This is a genomic window from Catonella massiliensis (genome assembly GCF_016651435.1).
Classification (GTDB): Bacteria; Bacillota; Clostridia; order Lachnospirales; family Lachnospiraceae; genus Catonella; species Catonella massiliensis.
In genome coordinates this window covers 1,891,167-1,914,587 of sequence record NZ_JAEPRJ010000001.1, presented here as the reverse complement: position 1 = coordinate 1,914,587, position 23,421 = coordinate 1,891,167, and the positions used below count along the sequence as shown (strand labels likewise).

21 protein-coding genes are annotated in these 23,421 nt (G+C 40.2%); 19 read left to right on the top strand and 2 right to left on the bottom strand.

The window, feature by feature from the left end:
* The 7 genes from rpe (at window position 1) to JJN12_RS08635 (ending at window position 6,321) form a co-directional block, all read left to right on the top strand.
* Window positions 1-675 (top strand): ribulose-phosphate 3-epimerase, encoded by a 675-nt coding sequence (gene rpe, locus JJN12_RS08665; protein WP_208429305.1) that lies wholly within the window; start codon window positions 1-3, stop codon window positions 673-675.
* Window positions 638-1,327 (top strand): thiamine diphosphokinase, encoded by a 690-nt coding sequence (locus JJN12_RS08660; RefSeq protein ID WP_208429304.1) that lies wholly within the window; start codon window positions 638-640, stop codon window positions 1,325-1,327. The genes rpe and JJN12_RS08660 overlap by 38 nt, the downstream gene beginning before the upstream one ends.
* Window positions 1,328-1,339: 12 nt before the next feature.
* Window positions 1,340-1,948, top strand: coding sequence for a hypothetical protein (locus tag JJN12_RS08655; protein WP_236013748.1), 609 nt, complete (start codon window positions 1,340-1,342; stop codon window positions 1,946-1,948).
* A gap of 10 nt (window positions 1,949-1,958) precedes the next feature.
* The gene (locus JJN12_RS08650) at window positions 1,959-4,256 is read left to right on the top strand and encodes an ATP-dependent helicase (protein WP_208429303.1); all 2,298 of its coding nucleotides are present in this window, start codon (window positions 1,959-1,961) and stop codon (window positions 4,254-4,256) included.
* Window positions 4,257-4,318: 62 nt separating this feature from the next.
* Window positions 4,319-4,603 carry a hypothetical protein gene (locus JJN12_RS08645; RefSeq protein WP_208429302.1) on the top strand — a complete coding sequence of 95 codons (285 nt, stop codon included), beginning with the start codon at window positions 4,319-4,321 and terminating at the stop codon, window positions 4,601-4,603.
* Window positions 4,604-4,609: 6 nt separating this feature from the next.
* On the top strand, window positions 4,610-5,251 hold the full coding sequence (locus JJN12_RS08640) for a DUF1836 domain-containing protein (protein WP_208429301.1): 642 nt from the start codon (window positions 4,610-4,612) through the stop codon (window positions 5,249-5,251).
* Entirely contained in the window at window positions 5,248-6,321 is a 1,074-nt protein-coding gene (locus tag JJN12_RS08635) for an endonuclease/exonuclease/phosphatase family protein (RefSeq protein WP_208429300.1), read from the top strand. The genes JJN12_RS08640 and JJN12_RS08635 overlap by 4 nt, the downstream gene beginning before the upstream one ends.
* Before the next feature lie 210 nt (window positions 6,322-6,531).
* On the opposite strand, the gene aguB is transcribed toward JJN12_RS08635, so the two are convergent.
* Together aguB and aguA are read right to left on the bottom strand one after the other, a co-directional pair.
* The gene (gene aguB, locus JJN12_RS08630; RefSeq protein WP_208429299.1) at window positions 6,532-7,404 is read right to left on the bottom strand and encodes an N-carbamoylputrescine amidase; all 873 of its coding nucleotides are present in this window, start codon (window positions 7,402-7,404) and stop codon (window positions 6,532-6,534) included.
* Window positions 7,404-8,540: an agmatine deiminase gene (aguA, locus tag JJN12_RS08625; protein WP_236013747.1), complete on the bottom strand. Its 1,137-nt coding sequence runs from the start codon at window positions 8,538-8,540 to the stop codon at window positions 7,404-7,406. Before aguA ends, aguB begins: the two co-directional genes overlap by 1 nt.
* A 269-nt stretch (window positions 8,541-8,809) precedes the next feature.
* Here aguA and JJN12_RS08620 point away from each other — a divergent pair, with 269 nt between their 5' ends.
* The 12 genes from JJN12_RS08620 (at window position 8,810) to JJN12_RS08565 (ending at window position 23,380) form a co-directional block, all read left to right on the top strand.
* Window positions 8,810-10,159 carry a DegT/DnrJ/EryC1/StrS family aminotransferase gene (locus JJN12_RS08620; RefSeq protein ID WP_236013746.1) on the top strand — a complete coding sequence of 450 codons (1,350 nt, stop codon included), beginning with the start codon at window positions 8,810-8,812 and terminating at the stop codon, window positions 10,157-10,159.
* A gap of 58 nt (window positions 10,160-10,217) precedes the next feature.
* Window positions 10,218-10,496, top strand: coding sequence for a helix-turn-helix domain-containing protein (locus JJN12_RS08615; RefSeq protein WP_236013745.1), 279 nt, complete (start codon window positions 10,218-10,220; stop codon window positions 10,494-10,496).
* A gap of 204 nt (window positions 10,497-10,700) precedes the next feature.
* The gene (gene clpX, locus JJN12_RS08610; protein WP_208429298.1) at window positions 10,701-12,179 is read left to right on the top strand and encodes an ATP-dependent Clp protease ATP-binding subunit ClpX; all 1,479 of its coding nucleotides are present in this window, start codon (window positions 10,701-10,703) and stop codon (window positions 12,177-12,179) included.
* 99 nt (window positions 12,180-12,278) lie between these two features.
* Complete coding sequence (locus JJN12_RS08605; protein WP_208429297.1) at window positions 12,279-12,716, top strand: hypothetical protein; 438 nt, start codon at window positions 12,279-12,281, stop codon at window positions 12,714-12,716.
* A gap of 113 nt (window positions 12,717-12,829) precedes the next feature.
* On the top strand, window positions 12,830-13,036 hold the full coding sequence (gene rpmE / locus JJN12_RS08600; RefSeq protein ID WP_208429296.1) for a 50S ribosomal protein L31: 207 nt from the start codon (window positions 12,830-12,832) through the stop codon (window positions 13,034-13,036).
* A gap of 111 nt (window positions 13,037-13,147) precedes the next feature.
* Window positions 13,148-14,389 (top strand): DUF1385 domain-containing protein, encoded by a 1,242-nt coding sequence (locus JJN12_RS08595; RefSeq protein WP_208429295.1) that lies wholly within the window; start codon window positions 13,148-13,150, stop codon window positions 14,387-14,389.
* On the top strand, window positions 14,382-15,236 hold the full coding sequence (prmC, locus tag JJN12_RS08590; RefSeq protein WP_208429294.1) for a peptide chain release factor N(5)-glutamine methyltransferase: 855 nt from the start codon (window positions 14,382-14,384) through the stop codon (window positions 15,234-15,236). The genes JJN12_RS08595 and prmC overlap by 8 nt, the downstream gene beginning before the upstream one ends.
* Before the next feature lie 9 nt (window positions 15,237-15,245).
* Window positions 15,246-16,610, top strand: a complete 1,365-nt coding sequence (fumC, locus tag JJN12_RS08585; protein WP_208429293.1) for a class II fumarate hydratase — start codon at window positions 15,246-15,248, stop codon at window positions 16,608-16,610.
* Window positions 16,611-16,706: 96 nt separating this feature from the next.
* Entirely contained in the window at window positions 16,707-17,879 is a 1,173-nt protein-coding gene (locus JJN12_RS08580) for an NAD(P)-dependent malic enzyme (protein ID WP_208429292.1), read from the top strand.
* Window positions 17,880-17,944: 65 nt separating this feature from the next.
* Window positions 17,945-19,018: a peptide chain release factor 1 gene (gene prfA / locus JJN12_RS08575; protein ID WP_208429291.1), complete on the top strand. Its 1,074-nt coding sequence runs from the start codon at window positions 17,945-17,947 to the stop codon at window positions 19,016-19,018.
* Between the two features lie 27 nt (window positions 19,019-19,045).
* Window positions 19,046-21,778, top strand: a complete 2,733-nt coding sequence (locus JJN12_RS08570) for an EAL domain-containing protein (protein ID WP_208429290.1) — start codon at window positions 19,046-19,048, stop codon at window positions 21,776-21,778.
* A gap of 243 nt (window positions 21,779-22,021) precedes the next feature.
* Complete coding sequence (locus JJN12_RS08565) at window positions 22,022-23,380, top strand: ATP-binding protein (RefSeq protein WP_208429289.1); 1,359 nt, start codon at window positions 22,022-22,024, stop codon at window positions 23,378-23,380.
* Window positions 23,381-23,421: the final 41 nt, after the last annotated feature.

Genomic DNA, 23,421 nt, shown 5'->3' with positions numbered 1-23,421 from the left:
ATGGAATACATACTTTCACCTTCAATACTTGGGGCAGACTTTGGTGAGCTTGCCGGGCAGGTAAAGATAACAGAGGAAAACGGTGCTAAATACCTCCACCTTGATGTGATGGACGGTAGCTTTGTGCCAAGCATATCTTTTGGAATGCCTGTGATTAAGAGCCTTAGAAAATACAGTAATCAGGTATTTGATGTACATCTTATGATAGAGAGTCCTGAAAGATATTTAGAGGATTTTAAGGCGGCAGGGGCTGATATTATTACAGTGCATGCAGAGGCTACAAAGCATTTGCACAGGACAGTAACCAAGATAAAGGAACTGGGCCTTAAAGCGGGAGTGTCTATAAATCCCGCCACACCTCTTTCTGCTATCGAGCTTGTACTTTCTGAAGTGGATATGGTGCTTATAATGAGTGTAAACCCGGGCTTTGGAGGTCAGAAGTTCATACCTTTTACCATAGACAAGATAAGGAAGCTAAGAGAAATGGCTCCTGATGTAGACATCGAGGTAGATGGTGGAGTAAATCAGGATAACATAGGGGAGCTTGTAAAGGCCGGAGCCAATGTTCTGGTTGCAGGAACGGCTGTGTTTGGCGGAGATATAGCTACAAATACCAAGAAGATGATTGAGAGGATGTATGAAGAAGGTACTAATTATAACAGGGGGACGAACTGACACAGGACTTGTAAGAGAGGTGTACGAAGAGTATAAGCCTGATGTTGTTATAGCTGCTGACAGGGGAATGATGGCTTCAAGGGAGATTGATATCGTTCCAGACTATGTAGTCGGAGACTTTGACAGCGGTGAGGCAGAGGTAGTCAAGTATTTTAAGTCTCTTTTTGAGACTCAGGGTAAGCCTATAGTCAAGGCGTTTAATCCTGAGAAAGATGAGACTGATACCGAGCTTGCCATATCACTGGCTCTTACCCTGAGTCCCAAGGACATTGTGCTTCTTGGTGCTACCGGGACAAGGCTTGATCATACCTTAGCCAATATTGAGCTTTTGTATAAGCCCCTTGCTGGAGGAGTTAACGCAAGGATAATAGATGAACACAATGTAATAAGCATACATGATAAAGATATAAACATGAAGAGGACAGAGGCTTTCGGGGAGTATTTTTCTCTGATTCCTTTTACTGAAACTGTCAAGGGACTTAGTATAAAGGGGGCCAAGTACGAGCTTGAGAACTTCATTCTAAGTTCAGGAAGCAGTCTCGGTGTAAGTAATGAATTTGAGAAAGACAAGGTTAAAATAAGCTTTTCGTCAGGGATAGTTATCTTGTTTCAGACAGATGACAAGAGGCTGGTGCTTAAAGGAAAGCTGTAAAACGGGGGTATTATGAAGAGGGACTTACAAGATATGATTCACGAGCTCACCTACTATCTTGAGCTCATAATAGCTATAATTATGAGTATTATTATTGCTGTAATGACATTTAAGCTTTTGGCTGTAGCAGTTCCTGACTTTTTTGTAGGAGAGAAAATAGAACTGGGATTTTTCCTTGAAAAGGCAATGATGTTAGCGATTGGTCTTGAGTTCGTAAAGATGCTTTGTAAACATACTCCGAGTACAATCATTGATGTACTCCTCTTTGCCATAGCTAGGCAGATGATAGTTGAGCACACTACTCCTCTTGAAAATCTAATTACCATAGTGGCTTTGGCAGCCCTGTTTGCTACAAGGAAATATCTTCTCTGTAATTTTGATGAGACTGAAAAACGAGTGTACAGAGGAAGTCAGAAGACAAAGATTACCAACCACATGGCAAGAATAAATATTCCTATCGAAGAGGGGGATACTCTTGCTAAGGTGGTTACAACTGTGCTTAACAGGGAAGAGAGAACCATAGCCATAGGTGCCTGTGTATGGTACAATGATTTTGCCCTAAGGATAGACAGCATGAATGGCGACAAGGTAACCAGAGTGGAAGTAATTAAGTCAGTGTAAAGGAAGAAAAATGAATATTCTTGATAATCTAAATCCGGAACAGATGAAAGCAGTGGTACATGAAAATGGCCCACTGCTCATTTTAGCAGGTGCCGGCTCAGGCAAAACCAGAGTGCTTACCAGGCGTATAGCCTATCTTATAAAAGAACATGGGGTAAATCCCTGGAATATACTTGCACTTACATTTACCAATAAGGCTGCAAAGGAAATGCGTGAAAGGGTGGATTCACTCATAGAAGAGGGTGCAGAGAATATATGGGTATCAACCTTTCATTCTGCCTGTGTTAAGATACTTAGAAGATTTATAGACAAGATTGGCTATGACAGGAATTTTAATATATATGATACTGATGATACTAAGGCGGTAGTAAAGCAGGTATTAAAATCCCTCAATATCGACAATAAAAAATTTCCTGAAAAGACCTGTCTTAGCGTCATATCAAATGCTAAAAATGAATTTACAGATGCGGAAGAATTTGCTGCGAATGCAAGCTATTCCGACAATGTCTACGCAAGGGTATATATAGAGTATGAAAAGCGTATGAAGAATAACAATGCCCTGGACTTTGACGATATACTGGTAAAGACTGTGGAGCTCTTTATACAGGATAAGGATACCTTAGAGTATTATCAGAGGAGATTCCGCTATATACTCGTTGACGAGTATCAGGATACCAATGTGGTTCAATTTAAGCTCTTAAAGCTCCTTGCAGCCCACGAGAATGAGAGGGGTGAAATAGAGAACAACCTCTGTGTAGTTGGAGATGATGACCAGTCCATATATAAGTTTAGAGGAGCTGATATAAGGAATATACTTAACTTTGAGAAGATATATCCTCAGGCTTTGGTTATAAAGCTTGAGGAGAATTACCGCTCTACAGGCAATATACTTGAGGCTGCAAACGGTGTTATAAGTAACAATTCAGAACGAAAAGACAAGAGGCTGTGGACGAGTAAAGAGAGCGGTGCTTCCATCTCTTATAAGACCTATGATACAGGGGACAGGGAAGCAGACGGCGTAGCCAATATAGTTATGAGGACTGTAAGTGAGGGAAAGGCAGCTTATTCTGACATTGCTGTACTTTATAGGACCAATGCCCAGTCACGTGCCATAGAAGAGAAGTTTGTATACAATAATATCCCATACAAGCTATATGGAGGAACCAACTTCTACAGCAGAAAAGAAATAAAGGATATACTGGCCTACCTTAAGGCTATAAACAATGTCACAGATGATACTCAGGTAAGAAGAATATTAAATGTGCCTAAAAGAGGGATAGGAAGTACTACAGAAGAAAAAATAGCGGAATATGCAATAGACAAAGAAATCTCATTTTTTGAGGCCTGTATGAGGGTACAAAGCATACCGGGACTTAGCAGGGCTGTGGCCAAGGTAGAGAAATTCGTGGCATTTATAGAAGCAAAGGTAAGGGAGTTTAGACACTGTAAGAGCCTTAAGGAAGAGCTTGAGACTCTGATTGAAGAGATAGGCTATGTGGAAGAGTTAAAGCTTGAAGGAACTGATGAGGCAAAAGGCAGAATCGACAACATAGATGAGCTTATCAACAAGATTGCAGTATATGAAATAGGCCTCGATGACTCCGACGAGAATAGGCTTTCGGGCTTCCTTACAGAGGTATCTCTTTTAACGGATGCTGACAACAAGGACAGCGAAAATGAGAATATGGATAAGGTCACTCTTATGACGCTTCACTCGGCTAAGGGCCTTGAGTTTAAGGTGGTTTTCATAGTGGGCATGGAGGAAGGATTATTTCCGGGCAAAATGTGCATTTACTCAGGTGATGAGAGTGAACTTGAAGAGGAGAGAAGACTCTGCTATGTGGGTATAACCAGAGCTATGGAGAAGCTTTACCTCTCAAATGCAGCCTCCAGAATGCTAAGAGGGGATATACAGTGGAACCCTCCATCAAGATTCATAGGAGAGATTCCTGAACATCTCTTATCTACAGGTGGTGACATTAGCCGTACAAGAAGCTTGAGGAATGAAAGTCTCTATGCAGGAAGCGGCAGCAGGTATTTAGAGAGAAATACCGTATCATTTACCCCTTCAAAGGATAAAAGAAATCTCTTTTCGGGAAATCCATATATCAATAAAGGATTTGGCAGTGAGTCTAAGACCTCTGACAAGGTTGGAGAGGGAGACAGGGTAAGCCACGCTAAGTTTGGAGAAGGAGAAGTCCTTGAACTAAATAAGGAAAATGATGTGGTGACGGTGAGCTTTGATAAAGAAAGCTTTGGCATCAGGAAACTAAAGCTTAGCATGGCAGGTCTTAAAAAAATTAACTGACAATAGTATTATTTTAAAAAATATGCTATACTGATATTATCATAAAGAAAAGGAGCAATATTATGGATAAGAAAATTGAAGAACTATTAAACACAGTGAAGCTTAATGCTCTCATTCACCCTGCAAAGAATGAAGAGACAAAAAAGGACAACCCTTATGTAGTTGCTCTTGTTATTGTAGGTGCCGTAGCGCTTATCGCAGCTATAGCATACGCAGTATATTACTTCTTTGTTCCGGACAAGCTTGTAGATTTTGAAGATGATTTTGATGATGTTTATGGGGATGAAATCTTCGATGAGCACGAAGCAGAAGCAGAAAAGGAAGAGAAGGAGAACGCTGCTAACTAAAGGGCAATGAACAAAAAAGACAAGAAGGAATTCATTGAGGAAGTAGCGAGTAGGATAAGGTCTCTAGATTATATCAAGATTGAGGATATACCGGAGATTGACCTTTATATGGACCAGGTTATTAAGTTTATGGATGACCATTTTGCATCGCTTAAAAGATATGACGGTGACAAGATGCTAACAAAGGCCATGATTAATAACTACACCAAAAACAAGCTGCTTCCTTCCCCTGATAAGAAAAAATATGGCACGGACCATATGCTGCTTCTGATTTTCATTTATTATTTTAAGAATGTATTGTCCATAAAGGATATCAATAGTATTCTTACACCACTTACCGAGAATTTCTTTTCAAAGCAGGATGAAGATGTCTCGTTAAGTGATATTTATGATGAGGTTTTTGAGGTTTGCAAAGGTGCTACAACCGATATTTCGAGATCGGTACTAAAGACGTTTGATAGGGCGAAGGACAGCTTTGAGGATGAAGAAGATGAAGAGAAGAGAAGGTATCTCACCAACTTTGCTTTCATTGCTTCGCTTTGTTTTGATGTGCATGTTAAAAAAACTATCGTTGAAAATATGATAGACAGAGGATTATTAGATTTTAAGGACGGTGCAAATAACGGAAGTAAAAAGGATAGACGATGAGCAAAACTCTTAAGATTTGCATTAGAGTATGTTTTACTATAATAATTATTCTGATGTTGGCTGTACTGGGATTGCTCGCTGTACTTACAATTACCGAGTACAAGCCAGGCAACATAGAGAAGCTCTCCTTAAAGGGACAGGCTTTTGATGAGGCAGGTCTTGCTAAAGAGATTAAGCTCCTTAGCTGGAATGTAGGCTACTGCAACCTTGGTGCTACTGCTGACTTTTTCATGGATGGAGGCACAAAGGTGGTAAGCCAGACTAAGGAAGAGATGAATGTAAACGTAAGTAAGATAACACAAGAATTAAGAGATGAAGGCGCTGATATTACCTTACTTCAGGAAGTAGATAGAAAGTCATACCGCAGCTACAATGTAGATGAAGAAGATGTTATTTCAGGTATGTTTCCGGACAGGCTGTCTTCGTTTGCATATAACCATAAGGCCTTATTTATACCTTATCCTATTCCACCGCTTAGGAATGTGGCAGCAGGGCTTATGTCGCTTAGTGGGCTTAAGGTTGAAAGTGCGGAGAGGATAAGTCTGCCTAGTCCGTTTAAGTGGCCTGGCAGTACCTGCAATCTCAAAAGATGCCTTCTCGCCCTAAGGCTTCCTATAAGCGGAAGTGATAAGAAGCTGGTTGTCATCAATCTTCATCTTGAAGCCTATGATGATGGGGCCGGTAGGGAGGCTCAGAACAAGTATCTTATTGAGACTATAAAAAAAGAGTATGAGGCTGGCAACTATGTAGTAGCCGGAGGAGACTTTAATCAGACATTTTCAGGAGTAGATGTAGGCAAGTACGAAGTAGGTGCCACAGGAGTATGGAAACCGGGTTTGTTTGATACAAAGGAGCTAAGAGATGACTTTAGCCCCTATATGGATGCTTCCACACCGACCTGCCGCTCTCTTGACAGAGCCTATGACAAAAATGACAAAAATTTCCAGTTTTATGTAATAGACGGGTTCATTGTTTCTAAAAATGTGGAGGTCATATCTCATAAAACATTGGGGCTTGGTTTCGAGAATTCAGACCACAACCCTGTGGAAATGGTAATAAAGTTAAAGTGATATTACAAAGCAAGGTTGATGGTTAATACAAAAATATAGACCACAGAAATCATATAGTTTCTGTGGTCTTTTTTTATTTGACAGGAAATTTCTCTGAAATTACCTGTCAAATAAAAATCTCTCCGAGGGATCGCACTGCGGCGGATATGTAGATGTCGCTCACGCGACCCGCCGCAGGCGGTGAATCCTGCGAAGCAGGATTCTTTCTTGCTATCTCACGATATCTCCATAGCACTCAGGTCTTCTGTCTCTCATAAGGCCCCATTCAAGCCTTGCGGAATTTATTTCATCCAGGTCAAAGCTGTGTACAAGCACAGTTTCGCTTGTTCTATCGGCGCTTTCTACCAGCTCTCCCGTCATATCTGTAATAAAAGATGAACCATAGAAGGTAAGGGATGAGGTCTGATTGTTGTTAGCCTCACAAGGGGTAACGTTTTCTGTGCCTATCCTGTTGGCGGCGGCCACAGGGATGATATTGGCAGCAGAATGTCCCTGCATGGTTCTCCTCCAATGTCCACAGCTGTCCGTATTAAGCACAGGCTCAGAGCCGATTGCAGTAGGGTAGAGGATGATTTCTGCTCCGTTAACGGTAAGGCTTCTTGCGGTTTCAGGGAACCACTGGTCCCAGCATATTCCTACACCAACCCTGCCTGCTGTGGTATCAAAGACCTTAAAACCGGTGTTTCCCGGTGTAAAATAGAATTTTTCCTGATAGAAGTGGTCATCAGGTATATGGGTTTTTCTGTATATACCAAGGAAGTTACCGCTATCAAGCATTGCTACAGTGTTGTAGAGTACATTGCCGTCCTTTTCGTATATGCTTATAGGGAGCACTGTACCGGTTTTTCTGCTTACATCAATGAAATGCTTTACTGCCTCATTTTCCATGACAGGCTTTGCAAATTCATAATAATCATATCTTCTTTCCTGACAGAAGTATTGCCTTTCAAAGAGTTCAGGAAGGAGGATGAGTTTAGCACCCTTGTTTACCGCCTCCATTACCAGGTCTTCAGCCTTTTTGATGCTTTCTTCAGGATTTACTGAGCAGCTCATCTGAACTGCAGCCACTGTTAGTTTTCTCATTATTTATCCTTTCTGTTCTTAGCAAGAGGAACCTGTCCTGTAATGCAGTGTATGTTGCCTCCGCCTACGAGTATGCACCTTGACTTGATTGGAACTATGTCTCGTCCGGAGAAAAGCCCCTTAAGCATATCCACTGCTTTACCGTCATTTTCATCACCAAAGGCAGGTACAAGCACATTTCCGTTTGTAATATAGAAGTTTACATAACTTGCGGCAAGCCTCTCGCCAACACTCCTTTCGGCTTCGCCTTCTTCAAAGTCATAGCCTTTTATATCCTCTTTGGTAACGAGTATAGGCCTTTTAGGGATAGGAAGCTTATGAACTCTTAACTTACGTCCCTTGGCATCGCATTCCCTCTCAAGAAGCTTTAAGTCTGCAAGGCTCATCTCATACTGTGGGTCTTTTTCATCATCTGTCCAGGCAAGGACTACTTCTCCGGGCCTTACAAAGGCACAGACGTTATCAACATGTTCATTGGTTTCATCATTATATATGCCGTATGGAAGCCAGATTATCTTCTTTGCTCCAAGATAGGTAAGAAGGACATTTTCTATCTCTGATTTAGTAAGCTTAGGATTCCTGCCATTACTTAGTAGACAGGACTCAGTTACAAGGATGGTACCCTCACCGTCTGAGTGTATGGAACCACCCTCCAGTACGAAGCCTTTATTATGTAAGTCATAGTAATCATAATTATATTTTTTGCAAAATGAGGAGGCAAGGGCATCATCATTATCATAGTTAGGCAAAAGCCCGTCTACATCACCGCCCCAGGCATTAAATACCCAGTCAACTCCTCTTATCTCTGTATCGTTTATAACAAATGTAGGAGAGGTGTCTCTTGCCCAGGCATCATCTGTATCTGCTATTATTACCTCGATATTTCCGCCAGGAGCGAAGTCATCTTCCCTAAAATAATCATAAAGCTCATCCCTATGCGCTTCATCACAGACTAAAAACATTTTCTCGTGTTTGATTATATTTTTTATTATCTTTGCAAATGCAGGCTTAGCTTCTTTGCCACTGTACGGAAAGCTTCCTGCTCTTGTTGGCCACACCATAATAGTTCCAAGATGCGGCTCGTATTCACCAGGCATATAAAATCCGTCTGAAGACGGAGTAGTTGATAGTATCATAATATCTCCTTGGTTAAATCTAATTTCGGGATTATTGTACCATTTACGGATAATTATTACCAGTATAATTAAAAAAAATAAAATAAACGGGTTATTTTTGTGATGTGATTTTGTGGAATTTTAAAAATTATACGCTTAAAAAGTAACAATAAGAATATGTATATTGTGATTTTTAAAAAAGTTTTTATATGAAAATTAAAGGGATACTTGAATATTTAAGGGTTTCAGTGTATATTTATTAATAATGTTCGGAGGCTTGGAGGTGCAAGATGGAACTTAAGAAATTTGACAATAGGATATGGCTGTCATCTCCAACCATGCACGGTGAGGAGCAGGCTTTTGTAAAAGAGGCTTTTGACACAAACTGGGTCACAACCATAGGTAAAAACCTTGACGAACTTGAAAACGGAGTCTGTAGATACCTGGGAGGAGACCTTCACGCCGCAGGACTTGCATCCGGGACCTCGGCACTGCATCTTGCATATAAGCTTGCGGGTGTAGGCGAAGGTGACAGGGTGTTCTGCTCGGATTTAACCTTTGACGCTACGGTAAATCCTGTATCTTATGAAAAGGGAGAACAGGTATTTATAGATAGTGATATAGAAAGCTGGAATATGAGCCCTGTGGCGCTTAGAAAGGCTTTTGAGAAATATCCTGATACAAAGTGCGTAGTAGTGGTTAACCTCTACGGGATGCCTGCAAAGCTTGATGAAATCAGAGCTATCTGCAATGAACACGGCGCCGTTCTTGTAGAAGATGCGGCAGAGTCATTCGGAGCGTCGTACAAGGGAAGAAAGACCGGCACATTTGGACATTACAACGTAATAAGCTTCAACGGAAACAAGATAATAACCACTTCAGGTGGAGGAATGCTTATTTCTGAGGATGCGGCATCTATAGATAAGGCGAAGTTCTTAGCTACCCAGGCCAGGGAACCCTATCCTTGGTACCAGCACGAGGAGCTTGGCTATAATTACAGGCTGTCAAACATTCTTGCCGGTATCGGCAGGGGTCAGCTGCTTCATTTGGATGAGCACAGGGAGAGAAAAAAAGAGATTTATGAGCTATACAAAGAAGGCTTAAAGAATCTGCCTGTGAAGATGAATCCGGTACTTGATGAAGCGGAGCCTAATTATTGGCTGTCCTGTCTCATTATAGATGAAGATGCAATGGCACCTCAGGACAGGAGCAGATTTAGACCGAATTATGCGGGAGACAGGAGCGGAGGAACCAATTCTTTTGCTGTAAGGGAAGCAGGCTTTTTAGATGAAGCCTTAAGCCCTATAGAGCTTAGGAAGAAAGAAAAGTACAAGGAAGTGGACTTTAAGGACAAGCTTTATCTAAAAGAGTCGGGCAAGTCCTCACCTGAGGAGATTAGGGATGTGCTTGCCGCTTACAATGTAGAGAGCCGCCCTATATGGAAGCCTATGCATTTGCAGCCTTATTTTAGAGGCAGGGATTTTATTACAGATAAAGGAAGCATAAGAGAACTTGGAGCTGGCTTTACGGATATAGGCTCGGATATATTTGACAGAGGACTATGTCTGCCTAGTGACATCAAGATGAGACCTAAGGAGCAGGAGGTAGTAATAGAAATAATCAAGAGCTGTTTTGACTAGAGAAATCATCTTACCTCATTGATGAATTTAGACTTGAATAATGAGGATATTAGTAACTTTGAAACCTGATAATAAGTTAGAAGAGGTGATTATTATTATTAGTTATGATGGGTTTTGGAAGGTTTTAAAGGAGAGAGGGATTTCGCAGTACAAATTGATTATGCAGCATGGCGTAAGTAATTCGCAGCTTAACCACATAAGAAAAGGCGGGCATATTACCACCGCAACTATAAACAAATTGTGTAAGCTGCTTGATTGTGAAATAGGTGACATTGTCGCCTATGTGCCTGATGGTGATGAAACCGAAGAAACAGATGAGGATGAAGGGATGCAGTAGCTGCATCTCTTTTTTTACAAGGACTGCGAAAAGCGTAGTTGTGGCAATCCTGTATCAATGGTTGTCAAATACTTTTGACAACCGCATCATCTTATAACATACTATTGAAATATGTATTTCAAAGAGTTATACTATAAGCATTGGATTTAGTGGGTATAGGGTAGCTTGATACCCATATTTAGTAATGATAGAAAAGGATAAAAGATGACAGAAGAAATTTGTTATATGTGCAGAAGACCTGAAAGCAAAGCAGGAAAGCTGCTGCACCTGCCACCCAATATAACTATATGCAACGACTGCCTCCAAAAGACAATCAATGCGTTTAACTCATATCCTATGGCGGATTATTTTAATATGAATGGCTTTACTCCGGATATGTTTAGCGGGGTAAATGGCGGTAATGGTGCTGATGTAAATAATAATGGGTACAATAAGGATGGTGTTGTTGCTACTGCTGACAATGATGGTGACAAACCTGTAGAAGGACAGGATGGAGATAAGAAGGACGATGGAAAGCAAAGTCCTCCTGTGTTTAGCTTTGGTTTCATGCCCGATATGTTTGGCGGACAGAGCAATCTAAAAAAGAAACCTAAGAAAAAGAAGCCTAAGGCAGAAATTGACTTTAACAATATCCCTGCTCCTCATATTATCAAGGAAAAGCTTGATGAATATGTTATAGGACAGGAGCTTGCAAAAAAGCAGATATCAGTTGCAGTATACAACCACTATAAGAGAGTAGCTGCGGAGAAGAACAGAAAAGAAGAAGATATTGAGATAGAGAAGTCCAATATGCTTATGATAGGACCAACCGGAAGTGGTAAGACCTACCTAGTAAGGAATCTTGCAAGACTTCTTCAGGTACCTATAGCAATAACTGATGCTACTACTCTTACGGAAGCAGGCTACATCGGAGATGATGTGGAGAGCGTACTAAGTAAGCTTCTTGCTGATGCTGACAATGATGTGGAGGCTGCAGAGCATGGAATCGTGTTTATCGATGAGATAGATAAGATAGCTAAGAAAAAGAATACTCACAGCAGGGATGTAAGTGGAGAAGCCGTACAGCAGGGACTATTAAAGCTCCTTGAGGGCTCTGAGGTAGAGATACCTGTGGGCGCAACAAGTAAAAATGCAATGGTTCCTATGGCAACAATCAATACAAGAAATATACTTTTTATTTGCGGTGGAGCCTTTCCCGATCTTAGCGATATAGTAAAGGCAAGGTTAAATAAGCAGGCGGCCATAGGCTTTAAGGCTGACCTAAAGGATAAGTATGACAAAGAGGAAAATATCTTAAGCAAGGTGACTACGGATGACCTAAGGAAGTATGGTATGATACCTGAGTTCCTTGGAAGGCTTCCTATTGTATTTGCCGTAGATGAGCTGAATAAGGACATGCTTATCAGAGTGCTGTCAGAACCAAAGAATGCTATACTTAAGCAGTATGAAAAACTTCTTGAACTGGATGAGGTTAAGCTTGAATTTTCTGAAGATGCCAAAGAGATTATAGCTGAGAGGGCGCTTGAGAGAAAGACAGGAGCAAGAGCGCTTAGAGCCATTATAGAAGAGTTTATGCTTGACATTATGTATGAAATACCAAAGGACAACAATATAGGCAAGGTTACTATAACAAGGGACTATATCGAAGGAAAAGGAAGCCCTGTTATAGAGGTTAGAACTTAATTAATCCATTAAATCTGAAAAAAGTTTTAAAAATGTTTGATTTTTGGCAAAATGTAACCGTTATTGCTTATAATAGGGGAATAGGCAGAGGAGGTATTTATGAGCGGCGTAGGCACCAAGAGAATTCATTTTTCCGAAGAATTTAGAACAAGCATAATAGCTATTGACGAATATAACAGCATTGATTTTTGTGGAAAACTTTACAATCCTTTCCTGAAGCAAAGTGTAGAGGTTAAAAGTTTTCAGCATCTTATAAAAGAAATTGATACACTTATGGATGAAATAGGATGTCCAATGAGTGGAATGGAGAAGAGAAGCTTTAAGAAAAGAACTCAGTCCGATGAGAGGGAGACCCGTATATCTGAAAAGGCACAGGTTCCAAGAGGAAAGGCTGCGACATTTGCCATCAGGATTCAGTACCGAAATAACGCAAGCTGGCAGGGAACCGTCAAGTGGATTGAAGGAGAGGCCGAAGAGTGTTTTAGAAGCATGCTAGAGCTTTTTTGGCTCCTTGACAGTGCGCTTGAAAGGGATTAGATATTGTTATAAGTAATGTCTTGTAATTTGTAAAATTATGTGATATACTCATAGAGTTGTTTATATTAATAGATTGGCAAAATCCAATCAACAAAGTGAGGAAGGTGAATAATATGAGAGAAGGTATCCATCCAGAATACCATGAGTGTAAGGTAACATGCAACTGTGGAAATGAGTTCACTACAGGTTCAACAAAGGATTCTATCCACGTTGAAGTTTGTTCAAAGTGTCATCCGTTCTACACAGGACAGCAGAGAGCTGCAGCTGCCCGTGGAGCTATTGATAAGTTCAATCGTAGATACGGAATTAAGCAGGACTAATAAAAACAGAATAAGAACGAGACTGTCGCAGAGACGAAGGCGTCAACATAACATATCGTTATGGAAGGACGGAATCACAAATGCGATGGTCTTATTTTTTTAGGAGGAAGTATGAAGGGTTCGGGGATGAGCGGATTAGCTGTTCTTGAGGGTATATTGGTAAAGAACAGAAGCAAATATGCACTTGCAGTCCGTAAGCCTGATGATGATATTGAGGTTCTGACCGGTAGGGTTGATGATATAACAGAGAAAAATACTGCCTTTTCGCTGCCTTTTATTAGAGGGATAGTAAGCCTTGTGGAGATGATATGGCTGATAGTTAAGAATTTCTCGGTATCAGAGAAATTCTATGACAAAGAAGAAGGTGGAAAGATTGACAGTAGGGAAACTAAGGAGCTTTTAACAGTCATTGCTGTTATTTCGCTTGCTATAGGGCTTTTCTTTGCACTGCCTTACGGCATTTCACTTTCATTTTATAATGTCATAAACTCAGATATTGCCCTTACCTTTATTGAGGGAATAATGAGGCTTGTACTCCTGGTACTATATATATTTGGAATATCGATGCTTCCGGAGATTAAAAGGGTGTATATGTACCTTGGAGCCTTGCATAAAGCAATGAACTGCGTAGATAAGGGGCTGCCTCTTACTCTCAGTAATGTAAAGAAAATGAACAGAAGAAACTATAGGTGTGCAGCTACATTTTTGGCGGTAGTCATAGCGCTTAGCATACTTGTTTTTATGTTTGTAAGAATAGATAATATTGTGCTTAGAATAGTAATCAGGCTTCTTACAGTACCTATTATAGCAGGTCTTACTTATGAAATTATGGAGATTGCGGCAAGGGGGAAAAATAGTCTGGCAGATATACTTAATCTGCCTGCTATGCTCATACAGAGTGTGATTACAGCTGAGCCTGAAGATGAGATGGTGGAAGTAGCCATTGAATCAGTGTCAGTTGTTGCTGAGAGTAAGGAAGAGGTAAAAGAAGAAGCAGACGTCCATGGAGAGCTTTATAAGCCTTTAAGAGTCCAGAAAGCCGGAATCAAGAGAGTAAGCAAGGATAAAGCGCTTAAAACAGGGAAGCCTTCTGTGACAACAAGGGATAAGAAGAGTGCCGGAGCGTCTCAAAAAGCAGGTGGCAAGACTATAGGTGAAGTAAATTCTGAAAAGAAAAACGATACTGATATTAGCCTTGCTGAAAGGGCAAAGCAGTCACTAGATGTTAAAGAAGGAGTTAAGACAGTAAAAATATCTGAGGATGAGGATGATGAGATACTAAATGCTTTAAACCATTTTTTCAATAGCAAGAAGGAAGAGGAAAAAAAGCGTGGAAAGAGGAAAAATGGATAAAGTGGAATATAGCCTAAAAGGGCTGCTTGCAGACGGTTCCAAAATGCTTACACAGGCAGGAATAGATGAGGCAGAGCTTGATGCCAGATATATATTAGAGTATATTACCGGTCTTAACAGTGCACAGTATTTCATACATTCAGAAGATATAATAGAGAAAAATAAGGCAGAGGAATTCTTTAGGCTTATAGAAAGAAGGAGCAAAAGAATCCCTCTTTCTTATGTGATTGGGACAAGAGATTTCTTTGGACTTACCTTTAAGGTAGATGAAAATGTACTGATACCTGAGCAGGAAACCGAGCTTTTGGTGGAAGAGGTAATAAAGTATTCTGAAGGGAAATCCGTTCTTGATATGTGTACAGGGTCAGGCTGTATAGCAATATCTATAGCATTATTTGGTAAGCCATCTAAGGTGGCAGCCTCTGATATTTCTGAAAAAGCCCTTGAAGTGGCAAGAGAAAATGCTAAGAGCCTTAAGTCGGGTGAGATTAGTTTTATACAGGGGGATATGTTTGAAAATGTCACAGATAAGTTTGATATAATAGTATCAAACCCTCCCTACATTGAAACCGGGGAAATAGATGAACTTATGCCGGAAGTAAGGGATTATATACCAAGACTTGCTCTTGATGGAGATATTGATGGGTTAAAATTCTACAGAATTATCAGCAAAGAGGCTGTAAAAAAATTAAATAAAAATGGTAGAATTTTCTACGAAATAGGATATAATCAAAGTAGAGCCGTAGCCTCTATCTTACTTGAAAATGGTTTTACAGATGTAAAGATAATGAAGGATTATTCAGGCTTAGATAGGATAGTTATGGCAAAATTGGACGAAAAACTATAGGAGGCTGCCATGAAATACAGAATAGAGAGAGATTCCATGGGCGAGGTAAATGTTCCGGAGAAGGCTCTGTGGGGAGCGCAGACGGAGCGTTCTCATAATAACTTTAACATAGGTACGGAGACTATGCCCCTTCCTGTAATCAGGGCATTTGCTATACTTAAGAAGGCTGCTGCAGAGGTCAATCTTGAACTTGGAAAACTCCCGCTTGACAAGTGCGAGCTTATAAGAAAGGCCTGCGATGAGATATACAAGGGAAAGCACGATAAAGAATTCCCGCTTAAGGTGTGGCAGACAGGCTCAGGCACACAGAGCAATATGAATGTTAACGAAGTAATAACCGGCAGGGGCAACATGCTTGCAGGCAAGAGGATACTTCATCCTAACGATGATGTAAATATGTCGCAGAGCTCCAATGATACCTTTCCTACAGCTATGCATATAGCAGCGGTAATGGAGATAAAAAGGGTACTCTTACCTGCCATAGAGAAACTCATACTTACATTTGAGAAGCTTGAAAAGGAAAATGATGACATAGTTAAGAGTGGAAGGACTCATCTGCAGGATGCGACTCCAATCAAGTTTTCCCAGGAAATAAGCGGCTGGAGATTTATGCTTATTAACAGCCTTGGACAGATAAAGGCTTCGATGCAGGGAATATACAAGCTTGCTCTTGGCGGGACGGCTGTGGGAACAGGGATAAATGCGCCTAAGAACTTTGACAGACAGGTGGCTAAGAAGATTGCAGAGCTTACAGATGAGCCATTTATAACGGATGAGAATAAGTTCCACGCACTAACCTCAAAGGATGCGCTTGTTACCTGCCACGGTGCAATCAAGGGACTTGCAGCCAACATGATGAAGATAGCCAATGATGTGAGATGGCTCGCATCAGGGCCAAGGCTTGGCCTTTGTGAGATATTCATACCTGAAAATGAACCGGGAAGCTCTATTATGCCGGGCAAGGTAAACCCAACGCAGTGCGAAGCAGTGACCATGGTGGCCGTCCAGGTAATGGGCAATGATGTGGCAGTAGGTATGGCGGCCTCTCAGGGAAATTTTGAGTTAAATGTATTTATGCCTGTGCTCATATACAACTTCTTGCAGTCTGTGAGACTTCTTGGAGATGCAATAGGCTCATTTAACGATAACTGTGCTATGGGGATTAGAGCCAACCGCGAGAAAATGCGTGATAATCTGCACAATTCTCTTATGCTTGTTACCTGCATTTCCCCTTATGTGGGCTATGATAATGCTGCTGCTGTCGCAAAGAAAGCATATAAGGAGGGGATTAGCCTAAAGAAGGCCTGCCTTGACTTAGGCTTTATGGATGAAGAGAGCTTTGATGAGGTATTTAAGCCTGAAGAGCTGGTATGAAATAGATAAGGAATGTAAGAAGCAATCCTGTATTAATGGGTGTCCAATACTTATGACACCCACATCACATGATAAATATGTAAAAAGGAGGAAGTTATGGATTACGGAAAGGTTTCACTTGAAAAGCATGCACAGTGGAAGGGAAAGATAGAGATAAAGGTAAGAGCGGCAGTTGACAATGCAGAGGCACTCAGCCTTGCCTATACGCCGGGAGTAGCCGCTCCTTGTCTTGAGATACAAAAGGATGTAGACAAGTCATATGAGCTTACAAGAAGATGGAATACCGTTGCTGTAGTGACTGATGGAACTGCAGTTTTAGGTCTTGGTGACATTGGCCCTGAGGCAGGTATGCCTGTTATGGAAGGAAAATGTGCACTTTTTAAGGCTTTTGGAGATGTAGATGCCATACCTCTTTGTGTAAGAAGCAAGGATGTGGATGAGATAGTAAGAACCGTTGAACTGCTTGCAGGCTCATTTGGCGGTGTGAACCTTGAGGATATATCTGCACCAAGATGCTTTGAGATAGAGGAGAAGCTTAAGAAGTGTACAGACATTCCTATCTTCCACGATGACCAGCATGGAACAGCGGTTGTTACCCTTGCAGGAGTCTTAAATGCGCTTAAGATTGTTGGAAAGAATATAGAAGATGTTAAGATTGTTACCTCCGGAGCAGGAGCTGCCGGTATTGCTATCATAAAGCTTTTGATGGCAATGGGACTTAAAAATGTAATAATGACAGACAGAAAAGGTGCTATTTATAAGGGAAGAGAAGGTCTGAACCCTATAAAAGAAGAGATGGCAGATATAACAAATTTTAAAATGGAAAAAGGAAGTCTTGAGGAAGTGATAAAAGGTGCCGATATATTTATTGGGGTATCTGCTCCGGGAACTCTTACAGGAGAAATGGTAAGAAGTATGGCAAAAGATGCTGTTATATTCGCCTGTGCCAATCCTGTACCTGAGATATTTCCTGATGAAGCGAAAGAAGCAGGAGCCAGGGTGGTTTCCACCGGACGTTCAGATTTTCCTAACCAGGTAAACAATGTGCTTTGTTTCCCAGGCATCTTTAGGGGAGCTCTTGATGTAAGAGCAAGCGAGATAAATGACGAGATGAAGATTGCGGCGGCAAAAGCTATAGCAGGACTGGTTTCAGATGATGAATTAAATGAAGACTACATTCTACCAAAGGCATTTGATGCCAGGGTAAAGGATGCAGTTGCAAAGGCTGTCTCTGAGGCTGCAAAGAGTACAGGGGTTGCAAGATTGTAGGCATTACGGTTATAATACAAGGATGCAACTGTACTTATATTATTTACATTTAGGAAGGAAAATTGATGTTTGAAAGTATTGAAACCCTCGCAGGAAGGTATAAGGAAGTAACGGATGAATTAGCTTCAGGTGTGGCTGCAGCTGATCCAAATAAGTTTAGAAGTCTTATGAAGGAACAGTCAGACCTACAGCCTATCGTGGAGAAATTCAATGAATATAAGGCAAATAATAAGCAGATAGAGGATTGCCTCAAGATGATATCTGAAGAGAGCGATCCTGAGCTAAAAGAACTTGCAAGAGAAGAGCTTGCCCAGGCGAAGGCTTTGGTGCCTGAATTTGAAAAGGAACTCAAGGTTCTTTTGCTTCCAAAGGATAAGAACGATGATAAGAATGTAATAGTTGAAATCCGTGCGGGTACAGGCGGAGATGAAGCGGCTATATTTGCTTCAGAGCTTTACCGTATGTACTGCAAATACGCAGAGAATAACCACTGGAAGCCTGAGATACTAAGCTTCAATGAAAACGGTCTTGGAGGCTTTAAGGAAGTTACTTTTCTTATCAATGGTAAGGGAGCTTTTTCAAAGCTTAAATACGAAAGCGGAACCCACAGAGTACAGAGAGTTCCGGTGACAGAGTCTAACGGTAAGCTGCAGACATCTGCAGCAACGGTGGCTATATTACCGGAGGCAGAAGAGGTTGACGTAAACATCGACCCTAATGATATCAAGTTTGATGTATTTAGGGCTTCAGGTAACGGTGGACAGTGTGTCAATACCACCGATTCAGCTGTTCGTTTGACACATATTCCTACAGGGATAGTTATATCCTGCCAGGATGAGAAGTCACAGCTTAAGAACAAAGACAAAGCAATGAAGGTACTCCGTTCAAGACTCTATGAGCTTGAATGTGAAAAGGCACATGCCGAAGAGGCTGCCAACAGAAAGAGCCAGGTGGGAAGCGGTGACAGGTCTGAGAAGATTCGTACCTACAATTTCCCACAGGGAAGGGTTACAGACCATAGAATTAAGTTTACGACACATAATATAGATGGGGTTATGGGTGGAGATTTAACAGAAATTATCGAAAATCTTATAGTAGCAGATCAGACTGAAAAACTTGCAGCGATGGGTGAAATGTAAACTATAACTTAGCAAGGGAGTGCGAAGATGATTAGTGAAAGGAAGCAGATTATAGATAATACTTCCTCCATTACTGAATATTTAGGAAATTGGCTTTGGAACGCACTTGATTTGGAAAACACAACACTAAATGCCAGTGAAATGTTAAAGTTTCTAGGTGAATTGTGTAAGTGTGAACGAGCCTATGTATTTGAGATTGATTACAGTAATGAGACGATAAGTAATACTTATGAGTGGTGTGCAAAAGGAATTACGCCACAAATTGAAATGCTCCAGAATGAAAGCATACAAATTGTTGATTTCTGGCTGGACTTATTTAGGCAGAATAAGAATGTAATTATACCTGATGTTGAGGCAATTAAGACTGATGCCCCATCTACTTATGCTGTCCTAAAGCCACAGGATGTAAAGTCACTTGTGGCTGTCCCTATATATTTAGGTAATGATGTGGTAGGCTTCTTAGGTGTGGACAATCCTGAGAAGCTTGATGAGGATGAGACAATTCCTGTACTTAAGAAAATAAGTTCACTTTTTTCATTTATAGTCAAGCACAGAAATGCCGAGAAAAAGATAACTTTTGATAAATACCATGATCCTCTTACATTAGCATATAATAGAGAAGCTTTTGAGGAGGACTTTAAGAAGCTTGACGGATGTAGGCAGTTAGGCATAGTATCGTGTGACCTTTCTGAACTGGAAACAACTAATGATGAGCGTGGATATCAGGAAGGCAATATCTTGTTATGCCGCTTAAACGCTCTTCTTGGTGAGGTATTTGCAGGGTATAAGATATACAGGGTAACAGGTAACCGTTTTCTGGTTGTTTGTCCTAATATAGATAGTGCTTATTTTGACAAGCTGATAAAGAATCTTGAAGGTGAAATAAATAACAAACATATACCGCTAGTCTTTGGTTCTTACTGGTCTAATGAGAATCCTCTCGTGCCGGTAGAGGTAAGGGCTGTTGCGGAAAGTGTACTATACAAGAATAAAGCGATATATTTTAGTAAGCCTGATCCTGTAACGGGAAGAACCCGTGACAGGAGAATGATGAGTTTAGATAACTTCGTAGATCATTTTAATGACAGCAGAAACAGTATGTTGTATAGATTTATTGAAAACAACTACTTTAGTCTGGACGTGTTTTTCAAGGCTCTTGAGCTTGGCGACAGCCACCCCTACTTTGGTGACCTTCAGAAAAATGTCTGGTTTATTTCAGACACTATAAAGGAAAAATGGGGCTTTGAGAACAACATAGTGCATGATCTTCCTGAGGAGTGGAAGCAGTTTATAACACATGAGAAAGATCGTGAATTCTACGAAAAAGATTTTAGTGAATTTATAAAGCAGAAAAGGGACGTATATGACCTTATATACCGTGTTGTAGACAAATATGGCGAGGAGGTCTGGGTACGTTGTGCGGGATACATTAAGTGGGATAAAGAAAGGGAGAAGCCACTGTTTTACAGTGGTAATGTATCGATACTTAGCAATGCCTTTGAAACTTGTCCTATAACTAACTTCCAGAAAGAAAAAGCTGCTGTACGCGACATCAGTAGTATGTTTTTTAAGGGAGACAAGTCTTCCTGCCTGTGCTTCCGCCTAAATGGATTTGGTGAGATTAATGAATTAAGAGGAAGGTCAATCGGTGATAACCTTATAAAGGATATTGCTACAGAGCTTCTTGCAAGCTTTGATGACAGGATCAAGTTTTACAGACTTGATGGATTACGATTTATGGCATTGATTGCAGGCGATGCCGATTATACCCTTGATGAATGCTCAAAGAAAATAAAGAAGATTATATCCAACTCTTATGCTGAGTATAACCTTCCTATCCGTTATCCTTGCGCTGTGGGCATTCTCGGCGAACTAAACACTGATATGTCAGCCATAGAGATTATTACTGATGTAATGAGTGTACTTGACATAGCAAAGCACAAGCCTGAAGAGGATATCATTTATACAGAAAAGACCATGAGTTCGCATCGTGAACAAAAGCAGATGCTGCTTGATATAAGTAAGGACGTAGCAAATGACATGAACAACTTCAGGGTTGTGATGCAGCCGATAGTGTCAGCAGAGACTCACAGACTGATAGGTGGCGAGCTTCTGCTTCGTTGGAGTTACATGGGACAGAATGTATCTCCTATGGTCTTTGTGCCTATACTTGAAGAGAATAACCTTATGTCCACTGTAGGGAAATGGGTGTTTAAGCAGGCGGCAAAGATTAGTAAGAGGATATGTGCCTACATTCCTGAATTTACTTTGGACTTCAATGTCAGCTACTACCAGATAAAGGATGAGACTTTGCTTCCATATATGAAGCAGCTTTTAGAGGACTACGAAATGGATGGCTCACGTCTTGTACTTGAACTTACGGAAACCCATTATCATGATGATCCTATTAAGCTGTTGAAGTTCATTGAAAGCTGTAAGGATATGAATATGATGATGGCAATTGATGACTTTGGAGTGGGATATTCCTCTCTTGAGATGCTCCTTAAATATCCTGCCAATATAGTAAAGCTTGACCGCTCACTTATGAAGAAGATGTCGGATTCGTCTGACAGTAAGGTCTTCATATCTACCATTGTGTCTGCCTGTCATAACTTTGATAAGATGGTATGTGTGGAAGGAGTGGAGACAGAAAAAGAGCTTAATATCGTTACGGAAGCGGGCTGTGATTCCGTGCAGGGCTATTATTTCTACAAACCAATGGAAATCCCTGATGTCTACAAGCTTTTTGCGACAATTTAATAAACAAAAGCTATAATGAACCACTGATTAAGCAGATGTATTCTACATCCTGTGAGGTCGGTGGTTTTTATGTATAAAAAATATCTTTATTTAGGTGATATAAAGGCTTTTAAAATATTGAAAAGTCATAAAAATAAGGTGTAAAAGTTATTGAAAAGTCATAGAATTTATGCAATAATATTATTGAAAAGTCATAAAATTATGGCTTAAAATGCATTGAAAAGTCAGAATGGAGATAAAAATATGTTGATTAGAAAGATTGAAAGCCTGATTAGAGAGCACCTACAAAGCACTTCTAATAAGGTTTTACTTATTGATGGAGCCAGACAGGTAGGAAAAACCTATATTATCCGTTATGTAGGAGAAGAGCTGTATAAAAATTTCATTGAGATCAACATGATTGAAGATTCGCTTAAGGATAGACTTTTTGAAAGAGTAAAAACTGTTGAGGATTTTTATTTTCAAGTCAGTATGCTAGCAGGAAATAAGATGGGACAAAAAGAAGACACTCTTATTTTTATTGATGAGATACAGGCATATCCCGCTCTACTAACCCTGCTTAAGTTCTTATCGCAGGATGGCAGGTTTACATTTATAGCAAGTGGTTCATTGTTAGGAGTTACCTTGTCGCAGACGACTTCCATACCTATGGGTAGCATAAGAAAGGTAAGAATGTTTCCACTTGATTTTGAAGAATTTTTATATGCCAATGGATTTAATGAAATGACCATATCATTTCTGCGTAAAAAATATGAGAATGAAGAGGCACTTGATGAAGCCACTCATAATAAGATTATGGAATTATTTCGTAAATATCTACTGGTAGGAGGACTTCCGGAGGCAGTAAATTCGTATATACAAAACCCCAATATTGTGCTTGTGCGTGAGATTCAAAATGAAATTAGGGAATACTATGCCGCTGATGCTTCAAAGTATGATGGAGAAAATAAGTTAAAAATACGAAGAATATACGATATGCTTCCTTCGAATATGGAAAATAAAAAGAAGCGTATTGTAGCAAAAAACATTGAGAATAAAAAAGGAAAGACATTTAACGATTATAGTGATGAGTTCGAATACTTAATTAGCGCAGGGATTGCACTAAATGTTCAGGCTATATCAAATCCGAGCTTTCCGCTTGTGCAGTCAAGCAGTAAGAATCTGCTAAAGCTATACTTAAATGATGTAGGTATATTAACAAGTGTTCTTTATGGAAATAATATCAGAGCAGTGTTAGATGATGAAAGAAGTATAAATCTTGGCTCGGTTTATGAAACAGTAGTTGCAAGTGAGTTAATAGCACATGGATATAAGCTGTTTTACTATGATAATAGGGACAAGGGAGAAGTAGATTATCTGATTGATGATTATGACAGCCTGTCAGTGGTGCCTGTTGAGGTAAAATCAGGTAAAGACTATACCGTGCATAGTGCTTTAAGTAATTTTACAAAAAATGAAGCTTATAATCTTAAAAAGGCGTATGTATTGTCAAATGAAAGAGAAATTATTAAAAAGGATAAGGTTATATATATGCCGATTTATTATGTAATGTTTTTTGAAAATTTAGCCGGTAGAAGTAATTGGGGTGAATTGAAAAAGTAAGTTCTGCATCTATGCTTCAATATTTAAATTGAAGCTCAGAC